This window comes from Sphingomonas sp. Leaf230, from assembly GCF_001421745.1.
Taxonomy (GTDB): domain Bacteria; phylum Pseudomonadota; class Alphaproteobacteria; order Sphingomonadales; family Sphingomonadaceae; genus Sphingomonas.
In genome coordinates this window covers 225,879-240,521 of the sequence record NZ_LMKW01000001.1, presented here as the reverse complement: position 1 = coordinate 240,521, position 14,643 = coordinate 225,879, and the positions used below count along the sequence as shown (strand labels likewise).

The 14,643-nt window shown below is 66.2% G+C and carries 15 protein-coding genes; 9 read left to right on the top strand and 6 right to left on the bottom strand.

Annotated features, from left to right (window positions below; translation table 11 throughout):
- Positions 1-69: 69 nt before the first annotated feature.
- From ASE82_RS01110 to ASE82_RS01100, 3 genes are all read right to left on the bottom strand, one after another.
- The gene (locus ASE82_RS01110; RefSeq protein ID WP_056057802.1) at positions 70-342 is read right to left on the bottom strand and encodes a hypothetical protein; all 273 of its coding nucleotides are present in this window, start codon (positions 340-342) and stop codon (positions 70-72) included.
- Positions 343-591: 249 nt separating this feature from the next.
- Positions 592-876, bottom strand: a complete 285-nt coding sequence (locus ASE82_RS01105) for a CsbD family protein (protein ID WP_056057800.1) — start codon at positions 874-876, stop codon at positions 592-594.
- Positions 877-1,126: 250 nt separating this feature from the next.
- The gene (locus tag ASE82_RS01100) at positions 1,127-2,140 is read right to left on the bottom strand and encodes a sensor histidine kinase (protein ID WP_200910633.1); all 1,014 of its coding nucleotides are present in this window, start codon (positions 2,138-2,140) and stop codon (positions 1,127-1,129) included.
- Positions 2,141-2,354: 214 nt separating this feature from the next.
- Here ASE82_RS01100 and ASE82_RS01095 point away from each other — a divergent pair, with 214 nt between their 5' ends.
- Both ASE82_RS01095 and ASE82_RS01090 read left to right on the top strand, forming a co-directional pair.
- Positions 2,355-3,635: an NAD(P)/FAD-dependent oxidoreductase gene (locus ASE82_RS01095; RefSeq protein WP_235524332.1), complete on the top strand. Its 1,281-nt coding sequence runs from the start codon at positions 2,355-2,357 to the stop codon at positions 3,633-3,635.
- Between the two features lie 78 nt (positions 3,636-3,713).
- On the top strand, positions 3,714-4,772 hold the full coding sequence (locus tag ASE82_RS01090) for a CaiB/BaiF CoA transferase family protein (RefSeq protein ID WP_056059484.1): 1,059 nt from the start codon (positions 3,714-3,716) through the stop codon (positions 4,770-4,772).
- Positions 4,773-4,781: 9 nt separating this feature from the next.
- On the opposite strand, the gene ASE82_RS01085 is transcribed toward ASE82_RS01090, so the two are convergent.
- On the bottom strand, positions 4,782-5,645 hold the full coding sequence (locus ASE82_RS01085) for an HpcH/HpaI aldolase/citrate lyase family protein (RefSeq protein WP_235524328.1): 864 nt from the start codon (positions 5,643-5,645) through the stop codon (positions 4,782-4,784).
- 232 nt (positions 5,646-5,877) lie between these two features.
- Here ASE82_RS01085 and cysD point away from each other — a divergent pair, with 232 nt between their 5' ends.
- From cysD to ASE82_RS01070, 3 genes are read left to right on the top strand one after another with little or no spacing between them, the layout of a single operon-like run.
- Positions 5,878-6,798 (top strand): sulfate adenylyltransferase subunit CysD, encoded by a 921-nt coding sequence (gene cysD / locus ASE82_RS01080; protein WP_056057794.1) that lies wholly within the window; start codon positions 5,878-5,880, stop codon positions 6,796-6,798.
- Positions 6,798-8,735: a sulfate adenylyltransferase subunit CysN gene (cysN, locus tag ASE82_RS01075; protein ID WP_056057791.1), complete on the top strand. Its 1,938-nt coding sequence runs from the start codon at positions 6,798-6,800 to the stop codon at positions 8,733-8,735. The genes cysD and cysN overlap by 1 nt, the downstream gene beginning before the upstream one ends.
- Positions 8,736-8,740: 5 nt before the next feature.
- The gene (locus ASE82_RS01070) at positions 8,741-9,481 is read left to right on the top strand and encodes a 3'(2'),5'-bisphosphate nucleotidase CysQ (protein ID WP_156348719.1); all 741 of its coding nucleotides are present in this window, start codon (positions 8,741-8,743) and stop codon (positions 9,479-9,481) included.
- 13 nt (positions 9,482-9,494) lie between these two features.
- Here ASE82_RS01070 and ASE82_RS01065 read toward each other — a convergent pair whose 3' ends face one another.
- The gene (locus tag ASE82_RS01065) at positions 9,495-9,752 is read right to left on the bottom strand and encodes a hypothetical protein (RefSeq protein ID WP_056057783.1); all 258 of its coding nucleotides are present in this window, start codon (positions 9,750-9,752) and stop codon (positions 9,495-9,497) included.
- 37 nt (positions 9,753-9,789) lie between these two features.
- The gene (locus ASE82_RS01060) at positions 9,790-10,671 is read right to left on the bottom strand and encodes an aldo/keto reductase family oxidoreductase (protein ID WP_056059482.1); all 882 of its coding nucleotides are present in this window, start codon (positions 10,669-10,671) and stop codon (positions 9,790-9,792) included.
- Between the two features lie 95 nt (positions 10,672-10,766).
- Between ASE82_RS01060 and ASE82_RS01055 the strand changes: the two genes are divergently transcribed.
- The 4 genes from ASE82_RS01055 to ASE82_RS01040 all read left to right on the top strand — a co-directional run bounded on the left by ASE82_RS01055 (position 10,767) and on the right by ASE82_RS01040 (position 14,633).
- The gene (locus ASE82_RS01055) at positions 10,767-11,675 is read left to right on the top strand and encodes a LysR family transcriptional regulator (RefSeq protein ID WP_056057781.1); all 909 of its coding nucleotides are present in this window, start codon (positions 10,767-10,769) and stop codon (positions 11,673-11,675) included.
- Positions 11,676-11,733: 58 nt separating this feature from the next.
- Positions 11,734-12,456, top strand: coding sequence for a response regulator (locus tag ASE82_RS01050; RefSeq protein ID WP_056059479.1), 723 nt, complete (start codon positions 11,734-11,736; stop codon positions 12,454-12,456).
- Complete coding sequence (locus ASE82_RS01045; RefSeq protein ID WP_056057777.1) at positions 12,456-13,835, top strand: sensor histidine kinase; 1,380 nt, start codon at positions 12,456-12,458, stop codon at positions 13,833-13,835. The genes ASE82_RS01050 and ASE82_RS01045 overlap by 1 nt, the downstream gene beginning before the upstream one ends.
- Before the next feature lie 78 nt (positions 13,836-13,913).
- Positions 13,914-14,633 carry a hypothetical protein gene (locus tag ASE82_RS01040; protein ID WP_056057774.1) on the top strand — a complete coding sequence of 240 codons (720 nt, stop codon included), beginning with the start codon at positions 13,914-13,916 and terminating at the stop codon, positions 14,631-14,633.
- The last annotated feature ends 10 nt before the right edge of the window (positions 14,634-14,643 follow it).

The window sequence follows — 14,643 nt, the reverse complement described above, 5'->3', positions numbered from 1 at the left end:
GACGACTGCCAGCCCAAATGCTGGCAGTCGTTCTTTTAATCGGGCGCTAGTCATTCGACGCGCCCGGTTTTAGCGCAGCGGCGGCATCTGGACGTGAATATCGGCCGCCGAGGGCACGACATGGTTCGGTCGCGCGGTCATCCGCAGCCATCCACCGCGGACCATCACGAGTGCTACGCCCGCAGCGATCACCGCCAGCCCGAACTCGATCTTGCGGAGCGTATCGCGGTTGCGATCGTCGGTATTCCAGACCTTGTCCCAGTCGTCGTCGGATCGCTGCTCGCGGTGTCCCACGACGAGGTTGGAATCGTAATCGGTTTCGTAATCCGTATGATCCGTCATGCGGGTCTCCTCTCCGAAGTCCGATCGACATAGTTCTTCGGCAGCGCGACCGTGGATCACGGTCCGCAATTGCAGCGAATTGGTGTTGCGTGGTTCGCGGTGAGGTCGTCGGATGTTCGATCGACCAGCCGCGGCTTGTTTATCGGTAGCGCAACGATCGAGTGCGCTTGGTGTCGTATGTCTTCGGTAACGCGAGTAACGGTATAGCGACGGGAGCGATCATGCGCCCCCGCCGCGACACGCCGAGGCTTACTTGCCGCGGAGCGTGTTGATCAGGGCGATACCCAGTACACCGGCAACCGCTGCGGCGGTGAACGGACGCTCCTTCGAGAACTGGCGGACATAGTCGACCAGCGGACGGATGTTCTCCTCGACGACGTCCTTGGCCTGGCCGACCGTCTTCTGGACGGTACCGGTCAGCTGATCCGCTGCGCCTTCGCTCTGCAGCGACTTGTCGCCGATCGCGCCGCCAAGGGTTTCCTTGACCTTGCCGCTGACGTCGGTTGCTGCGCCGCTGAGGGTGTCGGTGTTCATGAATGATCTCCTTCGATACGTGGATGATGGGGCTTCAAACGACGAAGCCGGCGGGAATATCCCGCGCTGCTCCGCGCTGGTGAAAACGATAGGGGCGCACGGGCAAAGGAGTTCGCGCTCCGGCAGACCCGAAACTCATATTGCCCAGAGACATAACCCATCGGACCGCGGATGTTTCCGCAGTATTCCTGCACCCGAAGCAGGTACTGAACTACTATCCTGGTGATCACGGCCGGCCGTTGAAAGCCAGTCAGGACGAAAGTCGATCCCGCCGCATCGTCAGCGTGATGATCACCCCGCCCGTCGACCATTCATAGGCGATCGAGCCCCCCAGCTGCCCGGCAACGGTACGGCGGACGAGCTTGCTGCCGAAGCCTTCTCCGGCATTCGGGCTTTCGACTTCCGGACCGCCCCGTTCGAGCCAGGTCAGGATCACTTCGTCGTCGGTCGCGGTGCTGGACAGGTCGAGCGTTCCGGTCGGCGCCGACAACGCACCGTATTTCATCGAGTTGGTCGCGAGTTCGTGGATGATCAGTCCCAGTCCGGTCGCGGCATTCTCGCCGACGCCCATGCGCTCGACCGCGACGCGGATGCGGCCCTTGAAGGCGCCCATGTCGTCATAGGGTGCGAGCAACACCGAGAGCAGGTCGCCCAGCAACGCCGCGTCGCCCTGCCCGCCCGGCAACGGACGGACGAGATCGTGCGCCCGTCCCAGCGCACTCAAGCGCTCGGTCAGTTCGCGCGCCATGTCCTGCGTATTGGGTGCAGTGCGCGAGGTTATCGCGGTCAGGCCGCTCGCGATCGCCAGCAAATTCTTGACGCGGTGGCTCATTTCGCCGGCGAGCAGTTCGTTGCCCTCCTCCGCCTGCTTGCGGCCGGTGACGTCGAGGAAGATGCCGAACATCGTCCGTCCGACGATCCCGACATCCTCGCCCTGGCCGCGTGCGGAGATCCAGCGGACCTCCTCACCGATCATGATCCGGAAGTCGGTCTCGTAGCTGCCGAGCACCGCGCGGGTGGCGGCGAAGGCGGAATGGACGCGGTCGCGATCGGACGGATGGATATGCGCGGACAATTCCTCGAACGTGACTTCGGCGCGCCACGGGAGGCCCCATAGCTCGAAGCCGCGCTCGTCCATCGTGAAGGCGTCGGTGTCGACGTTCCATGCCCACAGGGCAACGCCCGCCGCAGTGACCGCAAGCCGCAGATGGTCGGGGTCCCACGCATGCGCCTTGGGTATTTCGGCAGTTCCGTCTGCAATCACTTCGGCAATCCCCCGTCCGAGCGCAGAGCCCGGCCACGACGCCTAATACACACCGCGCGCGCTTTACGTTAACTTCGCGCAAGTGGCGGTGTTCGCCGCATTCACGGATCTCCGGCTGCAGTTGAGGTCATCCGACATGGCCCCTAGGAATGCGCACCTCGAGAGCAGATCGGCGTGCTACTCGACCGGGCATCAGGTGAACGAGGGTAGCGAAATGAACAGCATGACAGGCGATGCACGACGGGACACGCCGGTGTTCGCCGATGTCGTCATCGTCGGCGGCGGGCACGGCGGTGCGGCGTGTGCGATCGCGTTGCGCAAGATCGGCTTCGAGGGATCGATCCTGATCGTCGGCAAGGAGGCGGAGCTTCCCTATGAACGGCCGCCCTTGTCGAAAGAGTATTTGTCGGGCGAGAAGGTCTTCGGGCGTATCCTGATCCGACAGGCGGCGTTCTGGACCGAGCAGCGCATCGATCTGCGGCTGGGATCGCGCATCGTATCGGTCGATCCGGTCGAGCACAGCGCGACGACGGAAGACGGTACGACGATCGGCTATGGGCGGCTGGTCTGGGCGACGGGCGGGACGCCTAGACGACTGTCTTGCGCAGGCCATCATCTCACCGGCGTCCACACCGTGCGCGACCGCGCCGACGCCGACCGGATGATCGCCGAACTGCCGGATGTCGGGACCGCGGTCGTGATCGGCGGCGGGTATATCGGGCTCGAAGCCGCGGCGGTACTGCGCAAGTTCGGCAAGTCCGTCATCCTGCTCGAAGCCCTGGACCGTGTGCTTGCGCGCGTCGCGGGCGAAGATTTGTCGCGGTTCTTCGAGGCGGAGCACCGCGCGCACGGCGTCGACGTGCGGCTCGGGCAGTCGGTCGACTGCATTCTTGGTGACGACCGCGTCACCGGGGTCCGGCTGGGGGACGGCACCGTCATTGCCGCCGACATGGTGATCGTCGGCATCGGCATCCTTCCCGAAGTCGCACCCCTGATCGACGCGGGTGCGGCGGGTGGCAACGGCGTCAGCGTCGATGACGCATGCCGGACGAGCGTGCCGGACGTGTATGCGATCGGCGACTGCGCGTTGCACGCCAACCGGTTTGCTGGCGGCGCGGCAGTGCGTGTCGAATCGGTGCAGAATGCGAACGACCAGGCGACCGTCGTGGCGAAGGACATCGTCGGCCAGCCGGCGGTGTATGACGCGGTGCCGTGGTTCTGGTCGAACCAGTATGACCTGAAGCTGCAGACCGTAGGACTGTCGATCGGCTATGACGAGGCGGTCCTGCGCGGCGATCCGGCGACGCGTAAATTCTCGGTCGTTTACCTGCGCGACCGCCGCGTCATCGCGCTCGACTGCGTGGGAGCGGTCAAGGATTACGTCCAGGGCCGCAAGCTGGTGGAAACCGGTGCGATGATCGACCGGACCATCCTCGCCGACCCCGGCATCATGCTGAAGGACATGGCGCCGCTGGACCCGCCGACGCTTTCTTGACTTCGGTTCGGCATCGGTCGCACCTTGCAGCCGAACAGCGCGGATATCGGATCGCATGGCAATGATGAGTATCGGCGCATGACGGCGCTGGCGGGCCTGCGGGTCGTCGAGTTCGCCAGCATCGGGCCCGGTCCGCATGCGGCGATGCTGTTGTCGGATCTCGGTGCGGAGGTGCTGCGGATCGAGCGGGTCGGCGGTGGTTTTCGCAATCCGGTGCTCGACCGCGGTCGCGCCCGGCTCGCGCTCGACATCCGCACGCCGGAAGGGCGAGAGCAGGCGCTGGCGATCACGGACCGCGCCGACGTCGTGATCGAGGGGCTCCGACCGGGCGTGATGGAGCGGCTCGGCCTGGGTCCGGAGGTGATGCTCGAACGCAACCCGAGGCTCGTTTATGGGCGAATGACCGGGTGGGGACAGACCGGGCCACTCGCGCAGGTGGCGGGCCACGATCTCAATTACATCGCACTCAGTGGAGTGCTCGCGGCGATCGGCGCGCCGGGAACGCCGCCGCCGCCGCCGCTCAACCTGATCGGCGATTTCGGCGGGGGATCGCTGTATCTCGTTACCGGTATCCTCGCGGCGCTGCTCGAACGCGCGCGATCCGGGCTTGGCCAAGTCGTCGACGCGGCGATCGTCGACGGGGTTTCGTCGATGATGGCGCTGTTCGCGGGAATGGTCCCGGCCGGGGTGATGTCGATGGACCGCGAGCGCAATCTGCTCGGCGGCGCGGCGCCGTTCTACCGCTGTTATACCTGCGCCGATGGGCGGTACGTCTCGGTCGGCGCAATCGAGCCGAAATTCTATGCCGAACTGCTCGATCGGCTGGGGCTACCCGCCGACCTCGCGGCGGACCAGATGGTCGTCGAGCGCTGGCCCGAAACCGCGCGACGCTTCGCCGCGGTGTTCGTGACCCGGTCGCGGGACGACTGGTGCGCGGCGCTGGAGGGCACCGACACCTGCTTTGCACCCGTGCTGGAACTCGACGAGGTGCCGGCGCATCGCCACATGGCGGATCGCGGTGTCGTCGTCGACGGCATCTGGCAGGCAGCCCCTGCCCCGCGCCTGTCTCGCACGCCGGGCCGGATCGCCCCCACGTCCGATGGCACGGCGCTGCTAGCGGAATGGGGCGTCGGCTAGGACGCCGGATCACGCGCGCCCGACCTGCCGCAACAGATGCTCCGCGCGCGACAGATAGGGTCGGTCGAGCATGCCGCCCTTGTAGCCGATCGTACCGACGCCGGGGTTTGCCGCGAACAGATCGACGATCGCCTGCGCCTCGGCGATCTCCGCCTCGGTTGGCGTGAACGCGGCGTTGATCACGTCGACCTGCGCCGGGTGGATCGCGAGCATGCCGCGGTAACCGTCTCGCCGCACCTGTTCCGCGCGCGTCTTCAGTGTGCCGAGATCGCGGAAGTCGCCCTGGATCGTCTCGATTGCGGTGACGCCCGCCGCCGCCGCGCCCAACAGGCACATCGATCGCGCGAGTTCATAAGTGAAGCGATAGCTGCCATCCGGATTGCAGTTCGCGCTAGAGCCGATCGAGTCCGCCAGGTCCTCCGCGCCCCAGGTCAGCGCGACCACCCGAGGCGCGCCCTTGTAATCGCCGGTGTGGAACATCGCCCCCGCCGTTTCGGTGATCAGCACGATCACCGGGGTCGACCCGATCGCGATGCCGTTCGCCGCCTCGAACGCGGACAGGTAATGATCGAGCCGCTCGACATCCTGCCGCCCGGCGACCTTCGGCAGCATGATCCCGCCCGGCCGCGCCGGCATGATCGCCGCGAGATCGGTCAGCGTATACGGCCCGTCGAGCGGATTGACCCTCACCCACATTCGCGCGCGGTGCGCGACATGCGCGGTCAGCATGTCGTGGACGGTCTGGCGCGCGAGCGGCTTGTTCTCGGTCGTCACCGCGTCTTCGAGATCGAACAGGACGATGTCGGCGCTGCCCTCTACCGCCTTGGTCATCTTGCGTTCGCTGTCCCCCGGCGCGAACAACCAGGAGCGCATTTTCAACGAAGCAACGGACATGGCGGCATGGTCCCAGACGGATCGAAACAGGCGCGTTGCGTACGGCGTCGATCGCGGGCGGGCAACTGCGGCGCAGGGTTCGCCGCGAAATCGTGCATGGTGCGCAGTGCCGTCATTCGCGGCATGAGATAGCGAAGCGTTCCCCGACCGAAGAATGCATTGATTGCCGACACCGCCCTGCGCCGGGCAAACGGCGCCGCGGAGACACATCATGGCGAAGACACTCACCCATCTGGAACGGCTCGAGGCGGAGGCGATCCACATCCTGCGCGAAGTCGTCGCCGAAGCCGACAAGCCGGTGATGCTGTATTCGGTCGGCAAGGACTCGGCGGTGATGCTGCACCTCGCGCGGAAGGCCTTCTATCCGTCGCCCCCGCCTTTCCCGCTGCTGCACGTCGATACGACCTGGAAATTCCAGGAAATGTACAAGCTGCGCGACCGGATGGCGGCGGAGAGCGGCATGGAGTTGCTGGTCTACCAGAACCCCGAAGCCGCCGCGCGCGGGATCAATCCGTTCGATCACGGCGCACTCCACACCGACATGTGGAAGACGGAGGGCTTGAAGCAGGCGCTCAACCTGCACGGGTTCGATGCGGCGTTCGGTGGCGCGCGGCGTGACGAGGAGAAATCGCGCGCGAAGGAACGCATCATCTCGTTCCGCACCGCGACGCATGGCTGGGATCCGAAGAACCAGCGCCCCGAATTGTGGAACCTCTACAACGCGCGGAAGGCGCCCTGGAAAAAAGGGGGGGGCGAGAGCATCCGCGTGTTCCCGATCTCGAACTGGACCGAACTCGACGTCTGGCAATATATCCAGCTCAACGACGTGCCGATCGTCCCGCTCTATTACGCGGGCGTCCGCCCCACGGTCGAGCGCGACGGCATGCTGCTGATGGTCGACGACGACCGCTTCCGTCTCGAACCCGGCGAGGTCCCGGTAGATCGATCGATCCGCTTCCGCACGCTTGGCTGCTATCCGCTGACGGGCGCGGTCGAGAGCACGGCGTCGACGCTGTCCGAGATCATCCAGGAAACGCTGCTTACCACCACCAGCGAACGCCAGGGCCGCGCGATCGACAAGGATGCCGGCGGCGCTGGCATGGAGAAGAAGAAGCAGGAGGGATATTTCTGATGAGCGACATCGCAATCCAGGAATCGGCCTACCAGACCGACGCGCTGATCGCCGACGATATCGACGCGTATCTCGACCAGCATCGCAACAAGACGATGCTGCGCTTCATAACCTGCGGCTCGGTCGACGATGGCAAGTCGACGCTGATCGGCCGGCTGCTGTACGATTCGAAGATGATCTTCGAGGATCAGCTCGCGGCCCTTGAGGCGGACAGCAAGCGCGTGGGCACACAAGGTGGCGAGATCGACTTCGCGCTGCTCGTCGACGGGCTCGCTGCCGAGCGCGAACAGGGCATCACTATCGACGTTGCCTATCGCTTCTTCTCGACCGAAAAACGCAAGTTCATCGTCGCGGATACGCCGGGTCATGAGCAATATACCCGCAACATGGTAACCGGCGCCTCGACCGCCGACCTCGCCGTGATCCTGGTCGACGCGCGCAAGGGCGTGCTGACGCAGACCAAGCGCCACAGCTATCTCGCGCACCTGATCGGCATCCGGAACCTCGTGCTCGCCGTCAACAAGATGGACCTGATCGGCTACGATCAGGCGCGCTACGACGAGATCGTCGCGGAGTATTCGGCGTTCGCGGAGAGCATCGGCATCACCGCGTTCACGCCGATGCCCATCTCGGGGTTCAAGGGCGACACCATCTCACTCAGGTCCGAGAATATGCCGTGGTACACCGGCCCGACGCTGATGGAGCATCTCGAAGCCGTCGATGTCGATGTCGACGACGACCAGGCCAAGCCGTTCCGGATGAGCGTGCAGTGGGTCAACCGCCCCAACCTCGATTTCCGCGGTTTCTCCGGCCAGATCGCCGCCGGTACGGTCAAGCCCGGTGACGCGATCCGCGTCCTCCCCGGCGGCAAGACCTCGACGATCAGCCGGATCACGACGCTCGACGGCGACCTCGACGAGGCGGTCGCCGGCCAGTCGGTCACGCTGTCGTTCGCCGACGAGATCGACTGCTCGCGCGGCAACGTCATCGCCGCGTCGGACGCGCCGCCCGAGACCGCCGACCAGTTCGAGACCACGATAGTCTGGATGGACGACGAGCCGCTGATCGTCGGTCGCTCCTATTGGCTGAAGCTCGGCACGCAGATGGTGTCGGCGACGGTGCGCGAGCCGAAATACCAGGTCAACGTCAACACGATGGAACGGCTCGCGACCAAGACGCTCGAGCTGAACGCGATCGGCGTTGCGGAGATCACGACGGATCGCGCGATCGTGTTCGAGGCCTATGCGCAGGAAGGTGCCGCTCCGAACAAGGTGCTCGGCGGGTTCATCCTGATCGACAAGATCACCAATGCGACCGTGGCGGCGGGGATGGTCCATTTCAGCCTGCGCCGCTCGCAGAACGTGCACTGGCAGGCGACCGACATCGGCCGGGAGGCGCATGCCGCGCTGAAGAACCAGAAACAGGCGGTGCTGTGGTTCACCGGGCTGTCGGGCGCGGGCAAGTCGACGATCGCCAACGAGGTCGAGAAGCAGCTCAACCTGATGAACCGGCATACCTTCCTGCTGGACGGCGACAACATCCGCCACGGGCTGAACAAGGATCTGGGCTTCACCGAGGCCGACCGGATCGAGAATATCCGGCGCGTCGGCGAGGTCGCCAAGCTGATGGCGGACGCCGGGCTGATCGTGCTCACCGCCTTCATCTCGCCGTTCCGTGCCGAGCGCGACATGGTGCGCGCGATGCTGCCGGCGGGCGAGTTCATCGAGATCTTCGTCGACACGCCGCTCGATGTGGCGGAAGGTCGCGATGTGAAGGGCCTCTACAAGAAAGCACGGGCAGGCGATTTGAAGAATTTTACCGGAATCGACAGCCCTTACGAGGCGCCGCTGAACGCGGAGATCCGCGTGAATACGGTCGAGATGACGCCGGCCGAAGCCGCCGCGTTTATCGTTCGCCAGATCATGCCGCTCAAGTGACGGTCATGGAAAGCGACGTCCGTCTCGCCGAACGCCTTGCCACCGAGGCGGGCGAGATATTGCTCGCGTTGCAGAAAAGCAGCGGGCTGACGGGCAAGGACCTCGGCAAGGCGGGCGACGAGCAGGCCAACACCTTCCTCATGCGGATGCTGCGCGCGGCGCGGCCCGACGATGCGATCCTGTCCGAGGAAGAGAAGGATACGGGCGATCGCTGTTCGGTGCGCCGCGCGTGGATCGTCGATCCGCTCGACGGCACGCGCGAATATGGCGAAGGGCGGACCGACTGGGCGGTGCACGTCGCGCTTGCCATCGACGGCGTCGCGATCGTGGGCGCCGTGGCGCTGCCGGGACTCGGGATGACGCTGACCTCGGGTTCGCCCAAGCCGCTGGAACCGGCGGGCGATCCGCTCCGCATGCTGGTCAGCCGCAGCCGTCCGGCGCGCGAGGCGGTGGCGGTCGCCGAGACGTTGGGGGCGACGCTCGTGCCGATGGGCTCGGCGGGCGCGAAGGCGATGGCAGTGGTGCGCGGCCAGGCCGACATCTACCTTCACACCGGCGGTCAATATGAGTGGGACAATTGCGCGCCGATCGCGGTCGCGCAGGCGGCCGGGCTCCACGTCAGCCGCGTCGACGGATCGCCGCTCGTCTATAATTGCGCCGATCCGTATCTGCCCGATTTGCTGATCTGTCGGATGGAACTGGCGGCGCGCGTGCTTGAGCTGGTGAAGGCGCTGCCGTCCGCCTGAACGGCGGACGGTATCAGCCGTCGGAGGCCACCAGCTCGACGAACTCGAAGTCGTAGCGCTGCCACCCGCGTTGCACCGCGGCCTCGGCCAGTGCGTTGCGCTTCTTCTTCGCCTCGACGAGCGACTTGGTGTGGCCCCAGAATATCTCGGTCTTGCCGTTGGCCAGCACCGCGACGATCCGCCAGTAATGCGTGAACGGCGTCGACGTCGGGCCGATCGTCTTCACATAACCGTCGGGCAGCGTCGCGGTGAGGTAGCGTTTCTTGGCCATGGCTGCCGTTAGCCGCCCGCCGCCCGGACGGAAATGCTTAGTCGCTAGCGGCGTCGTTCCCGATCCGATCGAGCGTGGCGATCGCGTCGGCTGGCAGCACGATGTCACCTGCGGCAAGGTTCTCGCGCAGATGACCGACCGACGACGTGCCGGGTATCAGCAGGATGTTCGGCGAACGCTGCAACAGCCAGGCGAGCGCGACCTGCATCGGCGTCGCGTCCAGATCGCGTGCGACGTCCGACAGCGCGGTCGACTGCAACGGCGAGAACCCACCGAGCGGGAAGAACGGAACATACGCAATCCCGGCCTCGGCAAGGTCGTCGATCAGCGCGTCGTCGTTGCGGTGCGCGAGATTATACTGGTTCTGCACGCAGGCGATCGTCACCATCGCGCGCCCTTCCGCGACCTGCGTCGGCGTGACGTTGCTGAGCCCGATATGGCGGACCAGACCCTGCCGCTGGAGATCGACGAGCGTCGCGAGCGGCTCGACAATCGAGCCCTCAGCGGGGCCATGCGCGTCGAACATCGCGCGCAGATTGACGACGTCGAGTGTCTCCAGCCCCAGGTTGCGCAAATTGTCGTGGACCGCGCTGGTCAGCTCCGCGGCGGAGAAAGCCGGATCCCACGATCCTTCCGGCCCCCGCCGCGCACCGATCTTCGTGACGATCACGAGGTCGTCGGCATACGGATGCAGCGCCTCGCGGATCAGGCGATTGGTGACGTGAGGCCCGTAGAAATCGCTCGTGTCGATATGGTTCACGCCTGCCTCGATTGCCGCGCGCAGGACCGCGAGCGCCGCGTCGTGATCCTTGGGCGGCCCGAACACGCCGGGGCCGGCGAGCTGCATGGCGCCGTAGCCGAGACGGTTGACGGTGCGGCCCGCGAGCGGGGCGGTGATGGTGATGCCGTGCGTGGTCATGATCCGGTCCTTTCGAAGTGTGACCTTCATATGGACCGCGTTGGCTGTTACGATAACGCAGCAGTATCGGCACGGGCTGTACGGGAGCACGCACAATGGCAGTGGATGCAGGCGATCTCTCCGCATTCGTGACGGTCGCGCGGGCGGGCGGATTTCGCGACGGCGCACGGATCAGTGGCTGCAGCGCGTCGGGGCTGAGCGAAGCGGTTCGCCGACTGGAGGCGAAGCTCGGCGTGCGGTTGCTCAACCGGACGACACGGAGCGTGGCGCCGACCGAAGCCGGTGCGCGCCTGCTCGACCGGCTCGGCCCCGCGCTTGCCGAAGTCGAGGCGGCGCTGGACGTGGTCAATGGCTATCGCGACTTGCCCGCGGGACCGTTGCGGCTGAACGTGCCGGTCAGCGCCGCGCGGCTGGTCCTGCCTGCGATCGTGCCGGCGTTCCTCGCCGCCTACCCCGATATCCGGCTGGAGGTGATCGCGGAGGACAGTTTCGTCGACATGCTTGCAGCGGGGTGCGATGCCGGTATCCGCTACGACGAGCGGCTGGAACTGGACATGATCGCGATACCGATTGGTCCGCGCGAGCAACGGTTCGCGACCGCGGCGTCCCCCGACTATCTGGCGCGCCGCGGCACGCCCGGGCATCCTCGCGATCTGCTCGACCACGCGTGTATCCGTGGGCAGTTCTCGAGCGGTTCGATGATGCCCTGGGAGTTCGAGCGCGACGGCGAGATCGTCAAGGTCGAGCCCGGCGGACCGCTGATCGTGCGCGTCGGCGCGGCCACCGATCTCGCGGTCGATGCAGCGCTGGCGGGAACCGGCATCATCCACCTGTTCGAGGATTGGCTGCGGCCGCATCTCGACAGCGGTGCGCTAGTGCCGGTGCTGGAGCCGTGGTGGCAGCGCTTCTCCGGTCCGTTCCTCTATTATTCGGGACGGCGGTATCTTCCGGCACCACTCCGCGCGTTCATCGATTTCGTTGCAGCTAGGCGCTCCGAAAAATGACCCATGTCCGACCACACGCGGAAATATGTCGAACACACTCGTGCGGCAGGACCGGCGAATGATCCCACGCCCCGTCCCCGACCTTGCGAAACCCGTGCTGCTGGTGGTCGATGACGACCACATGATCCGTACGCTGTTGGCGGAGAGTCTCGGCATGCACGGCTATCAGGTCGAGACCGCGACCAACGCGCAGGAAATGGACGGCGTGCTCGCACGGTGTGCGGTGTCGCTGATCCTGCTCGACGTGATGATGCCCGGCGAGGACGGCCTGTCGGTGTGCCGTCGCTTGGCGCGGACGGGTGCGCCGCCGGTGGTGATGCTGAGCGCGCTGGGCGACGAGCCCGACCGGATCCTGGGGCTGGAGATCGGTGCGAGCCATTATCTGTCCAAACCGTGCAGCCCGCGCGAGATCCTGGCGACCGTTCGTGCTGCATTGCGCGCGCGCGAGATGCAGGATGCAGGGGACAGCCGCGCGTTCGGGTTCCTCGGCTGGCGGGTCGATTTCGCGGCGCACGAGCTGTTCGATCCGAACGGCACGCTGATCGACCTGACCGACGGCGAGTTCGCAGTGTTGCGCGCGTTCGTCGAGCGACCACGGCGCGTTCTGGCGCGCGATGCGTTGCTGGAGGCTGCGCGAGGGCCGGACACCGACGCGTTCGATCGCGCGATCGACGTGCAGGTCAGCCGGTTACGCCGCAAGCTGCGCTCGCATGACGACGAGATCATCCGGACGATCCGTAACGAGGGCTATTTCTTCGTTCCCCGCGTGGTGCGCCTGTGATGCGCCAGCCGACGCCGACGGCCGGCAAGATCGACCTGCCAATACGGCGCAACCCGCAGCAATCCTGGCCGATGTTCCTGCGCATCTTCGTGCTGGGGCTGACGACCGTGCTGCTCGTCCAGATCCTGAACTTCGCGATCGTGTTGCTGATGCCCCCGCCCCGCCCGCAGATCTTCACCGCCAACCGCGTCGCCGCCGTCGCACGGACGGGACGCGATTCGACCAGTCAGTTGAAGGTCGAGATTGCCACCGGCCCACCCCACCCGACCGACAATCCGCGCGACGCTCGGCTCGCCGAGTCGATTGCCGCCGATCTCGGACTGGTGCGGACCAAGGTGACCGTCGAAACCGAACGGTCGGCGATGCCGCTGTTCGCGGGCGCGCTAAGGCCGCCGCTGCCGATGGGCATGGGCCGTTCGGGGCATGTGCCGCAATCATTCGACAATGCGCTGTTCGGCCCGTTCGTCGTGTCGATCGAGACGCCGAGCGGCCGGTGGCGCGTGATCCGGCCGACGCACACCACGATCGGCCCGTGGCGGATGCGGATCGTGCTGTGGTTCCTGGTCGCGATGATCGTCGCCGCGGCCGTGGCATGGGTAATGGCGCGGCGCGTGGTGAAGCCGATCGCGCTGTTCGCCGCCGCCGCCGAGCGTCTCGGTCGTGATCCGCGCGCCGAACCGCTGCCGATCGTCGGCCCGCCCGAGATCGCCGAAGCGGCCACCGCGTTCAACCTGATGCAGGAACGGCTGAACCGCTATGTCGAGGATCGGACGACTCTGATCGCCGCGGTTGCACATGATTTGCGGACGCCATTGATGCGGCTATCGCTGCGGCTTGAAAAGGCGCCCGACGATATCCGCGCGGCGAGCGAAGGCGATATCAAGGAGATGAGCGAGCGGATCGGTTCGGCGATGGCGTTCGTCCGCGACATGACCCGGCATGTCCGCCGCCAGCGGCTCGATCTCCGGTCGCTGGCCGAAAGCGTCGCGGATGATTTTGCCGATCGCGGCGATGCGGTGGCGTTGCTTCCGGGCGACCCACTCGCGCTGGAGGGCGATGCTCCGTCGTTGAAGGCGCTGCTCGCGAACCTGGTCGGCAACGCGGTCAAATATGCCGGCCATGCCGAGGTGGAAGTGCGCCGCGAGGGCTGGGTCGCGATCGTCGAGGTATGCGACTCCGGTCCGGGCATGGCGCCCGCCGATCTCGCCCGCGCATTCGAGCCGTTCTTCCGCGCCGAGCAATCGCGCAACCGCGACACGGGCGGCAGCGGGCTTGGCCTCGCCAGCGTCCGCGCGGTGGCGCGCGCGCATGGTGGCGATGCGACGATCGAGAACCGCCCGGGCGTCGGGTTGCTCGCGCGCGTGACGTTGCCGATCTGAACTGCTGAAGCGGGCAGCCGAAACATCGCGGCAACGATCGCCGTGTCAGACGGACATCACGGTATTTCGGGAGATTGCATGCGTATCCTTTATATCGGCCTCGTCGCCGCGCTGGCCGGATGTGCCACGCAGACCCCGCGGCCGCATGGCGGACATGGTCCGGCGCATGGGCGCGGTCAGTTGTTCATCAGTCCGATGGGCGAACCGTTCCGCGCGTCGCTGAAGCCGGGCGCGGCGCAGGACCTGTGGTTCGCGGACGCCGATACCGATGGCGACGGGCGGATCACGATGGCTGAATTCCAGCATGATGCCGCGCGTTTCTTCGCCGTGCTCGATCGCGGCAAGGACGGCGAGATCGATCCCGACGACATTGCCTATTACGAGAACGTCCTGGTGCCGGAAATCCGCGTGGCGTCGGGCGGCCGTGGGCCAAGGTCCGAAGGTGGCGAGCGCGGCCGTGGCGGACGCGGACGAGGTGGCGGCGGGTCTGGCGGCCAGGGCATGCAGTTCGGCAATGGCGACAGGAAGAAGGGCGCCACCGCCGTCCACGAACGCATCGGCGCCGCGCGCTACGGCTTCTTCGACTTGCCGGAGCCGGTGATCGCCGCCGATGCGAACCTGAACCGCGGCATCGATTCAGGCGAGTTTGCCAAGGCTGCGGCAACGCGCTTCGCCGCGCTCGACCGGAACCACGACGGCACGCTGACCCACGGCGAACTCCCACGCGCGGGCGGCGAGACGTGGCGGAACGGCTCGGACGAACCGACCGTCCCGCCTCCGGAACGTCGCGACCCCTGACGCTAAGGGC

Excerpts from the sequence above, each read along its gene's own strand:
- ASE82_RS01110 (WP_056057802.1), bottom strand. The coding sequence starts at position 342 with ATGACGGATCATACGGATTACGAAACCGATTACGATTCCAACCTCGTC.
- ASE82_RS01105 (WP_056057800.1), bottom strand. The coding sequence starts at position 876 with ATGAACACCGACACCCTCAGCGGCGCAGCAACCGACGTCAGCGGCAAG.
- ASE82_RS01095 (WP_235524332.1), top strand. The coding sequence starts at position 2,355 with ATGAACAGCATGACAGGCGATGCACGACGGGACACGCCGGTGTTCGCC.
- ASE82_RS01090 (WP_056059484.1), top strand. The coding sequence starts at position 3,714 with ATGACGGCGCTGGCGGGCCTGCGGGTCGTCGAGTTCGCCAGCATCGGG.
- ASE82_RS01085 (WP_235524328.1), bottom strand. The coding sequence starts at position 5,645 with ATGCGCTCCTGGTTGTTCGCGCCGGGGGACAGCGAACGCAAGATGACC.
- cysD (WP_056057794.1), top strand. The coding sequence starts at position 5,878 with ATGGCGAAGACACTCACCCATCTGGAACGGCTCGAGGCGGAGGCGATC.
- cysN (WP_056057791.1), top strand. The coding sequence starts at position 6,798 with ATGAGCGACATCGCAATCCAGGAATCGGCCTACCAGACCGACGCGCTG.
- ASE82_RS01070 (WP_156348719.1), top strand. The coding sequence starts at position 8,741 with ATGGAAAGCGACGTCCGTCTCGCCGAACGCCTTGCCACCGAGGCGGGC.
- ASE82_RS01065 (WP_056057783.1), bottom strand. The coding sequence starts at position 9,752 with ATGGCCAAGAAACGCTACCTCACCGCGACGCTGCCCGACGGTTATGTG.
- ASE82_RS01060 (WP_056059482.1), bottom strand. The coding sequence starts at position 10,671 with ATGACCACGCACGGCATCACCATCACCGCCCCGCTCGCGGGCCGCACC.
- ASE82_RS01055 (WP_056057781.1), top strand. The coding sequence starts at position 10,767 with ATGGCAGTGGATGCAGGCGATCTCTCCGCATTCGTGACGGTCGCGCGG.
- ASE82_RS01050 (WP_056059479.1), top strand. The coding sequence starts at position 11,734 with ATGATCCCACGCCCCGTCCCCGACCTTGCGAAACCCGTGCTGCTGGTG.
- ASE82_RS01045 (WP_056057777.1), top strand. The coding sequence starts at position 12,456 with ATGCGCCAGCCGACGCCGACGGCCGGCAAGATCGACCTGCCAATACGG.
- ASE82_RS01040 (WP_056057774.1), top strand. The coding sequence starts at position 13,914 with ATGCGTATCCTTTATATCGGCCTCGTCGCCGCGCTGGCCGGATGTGCC.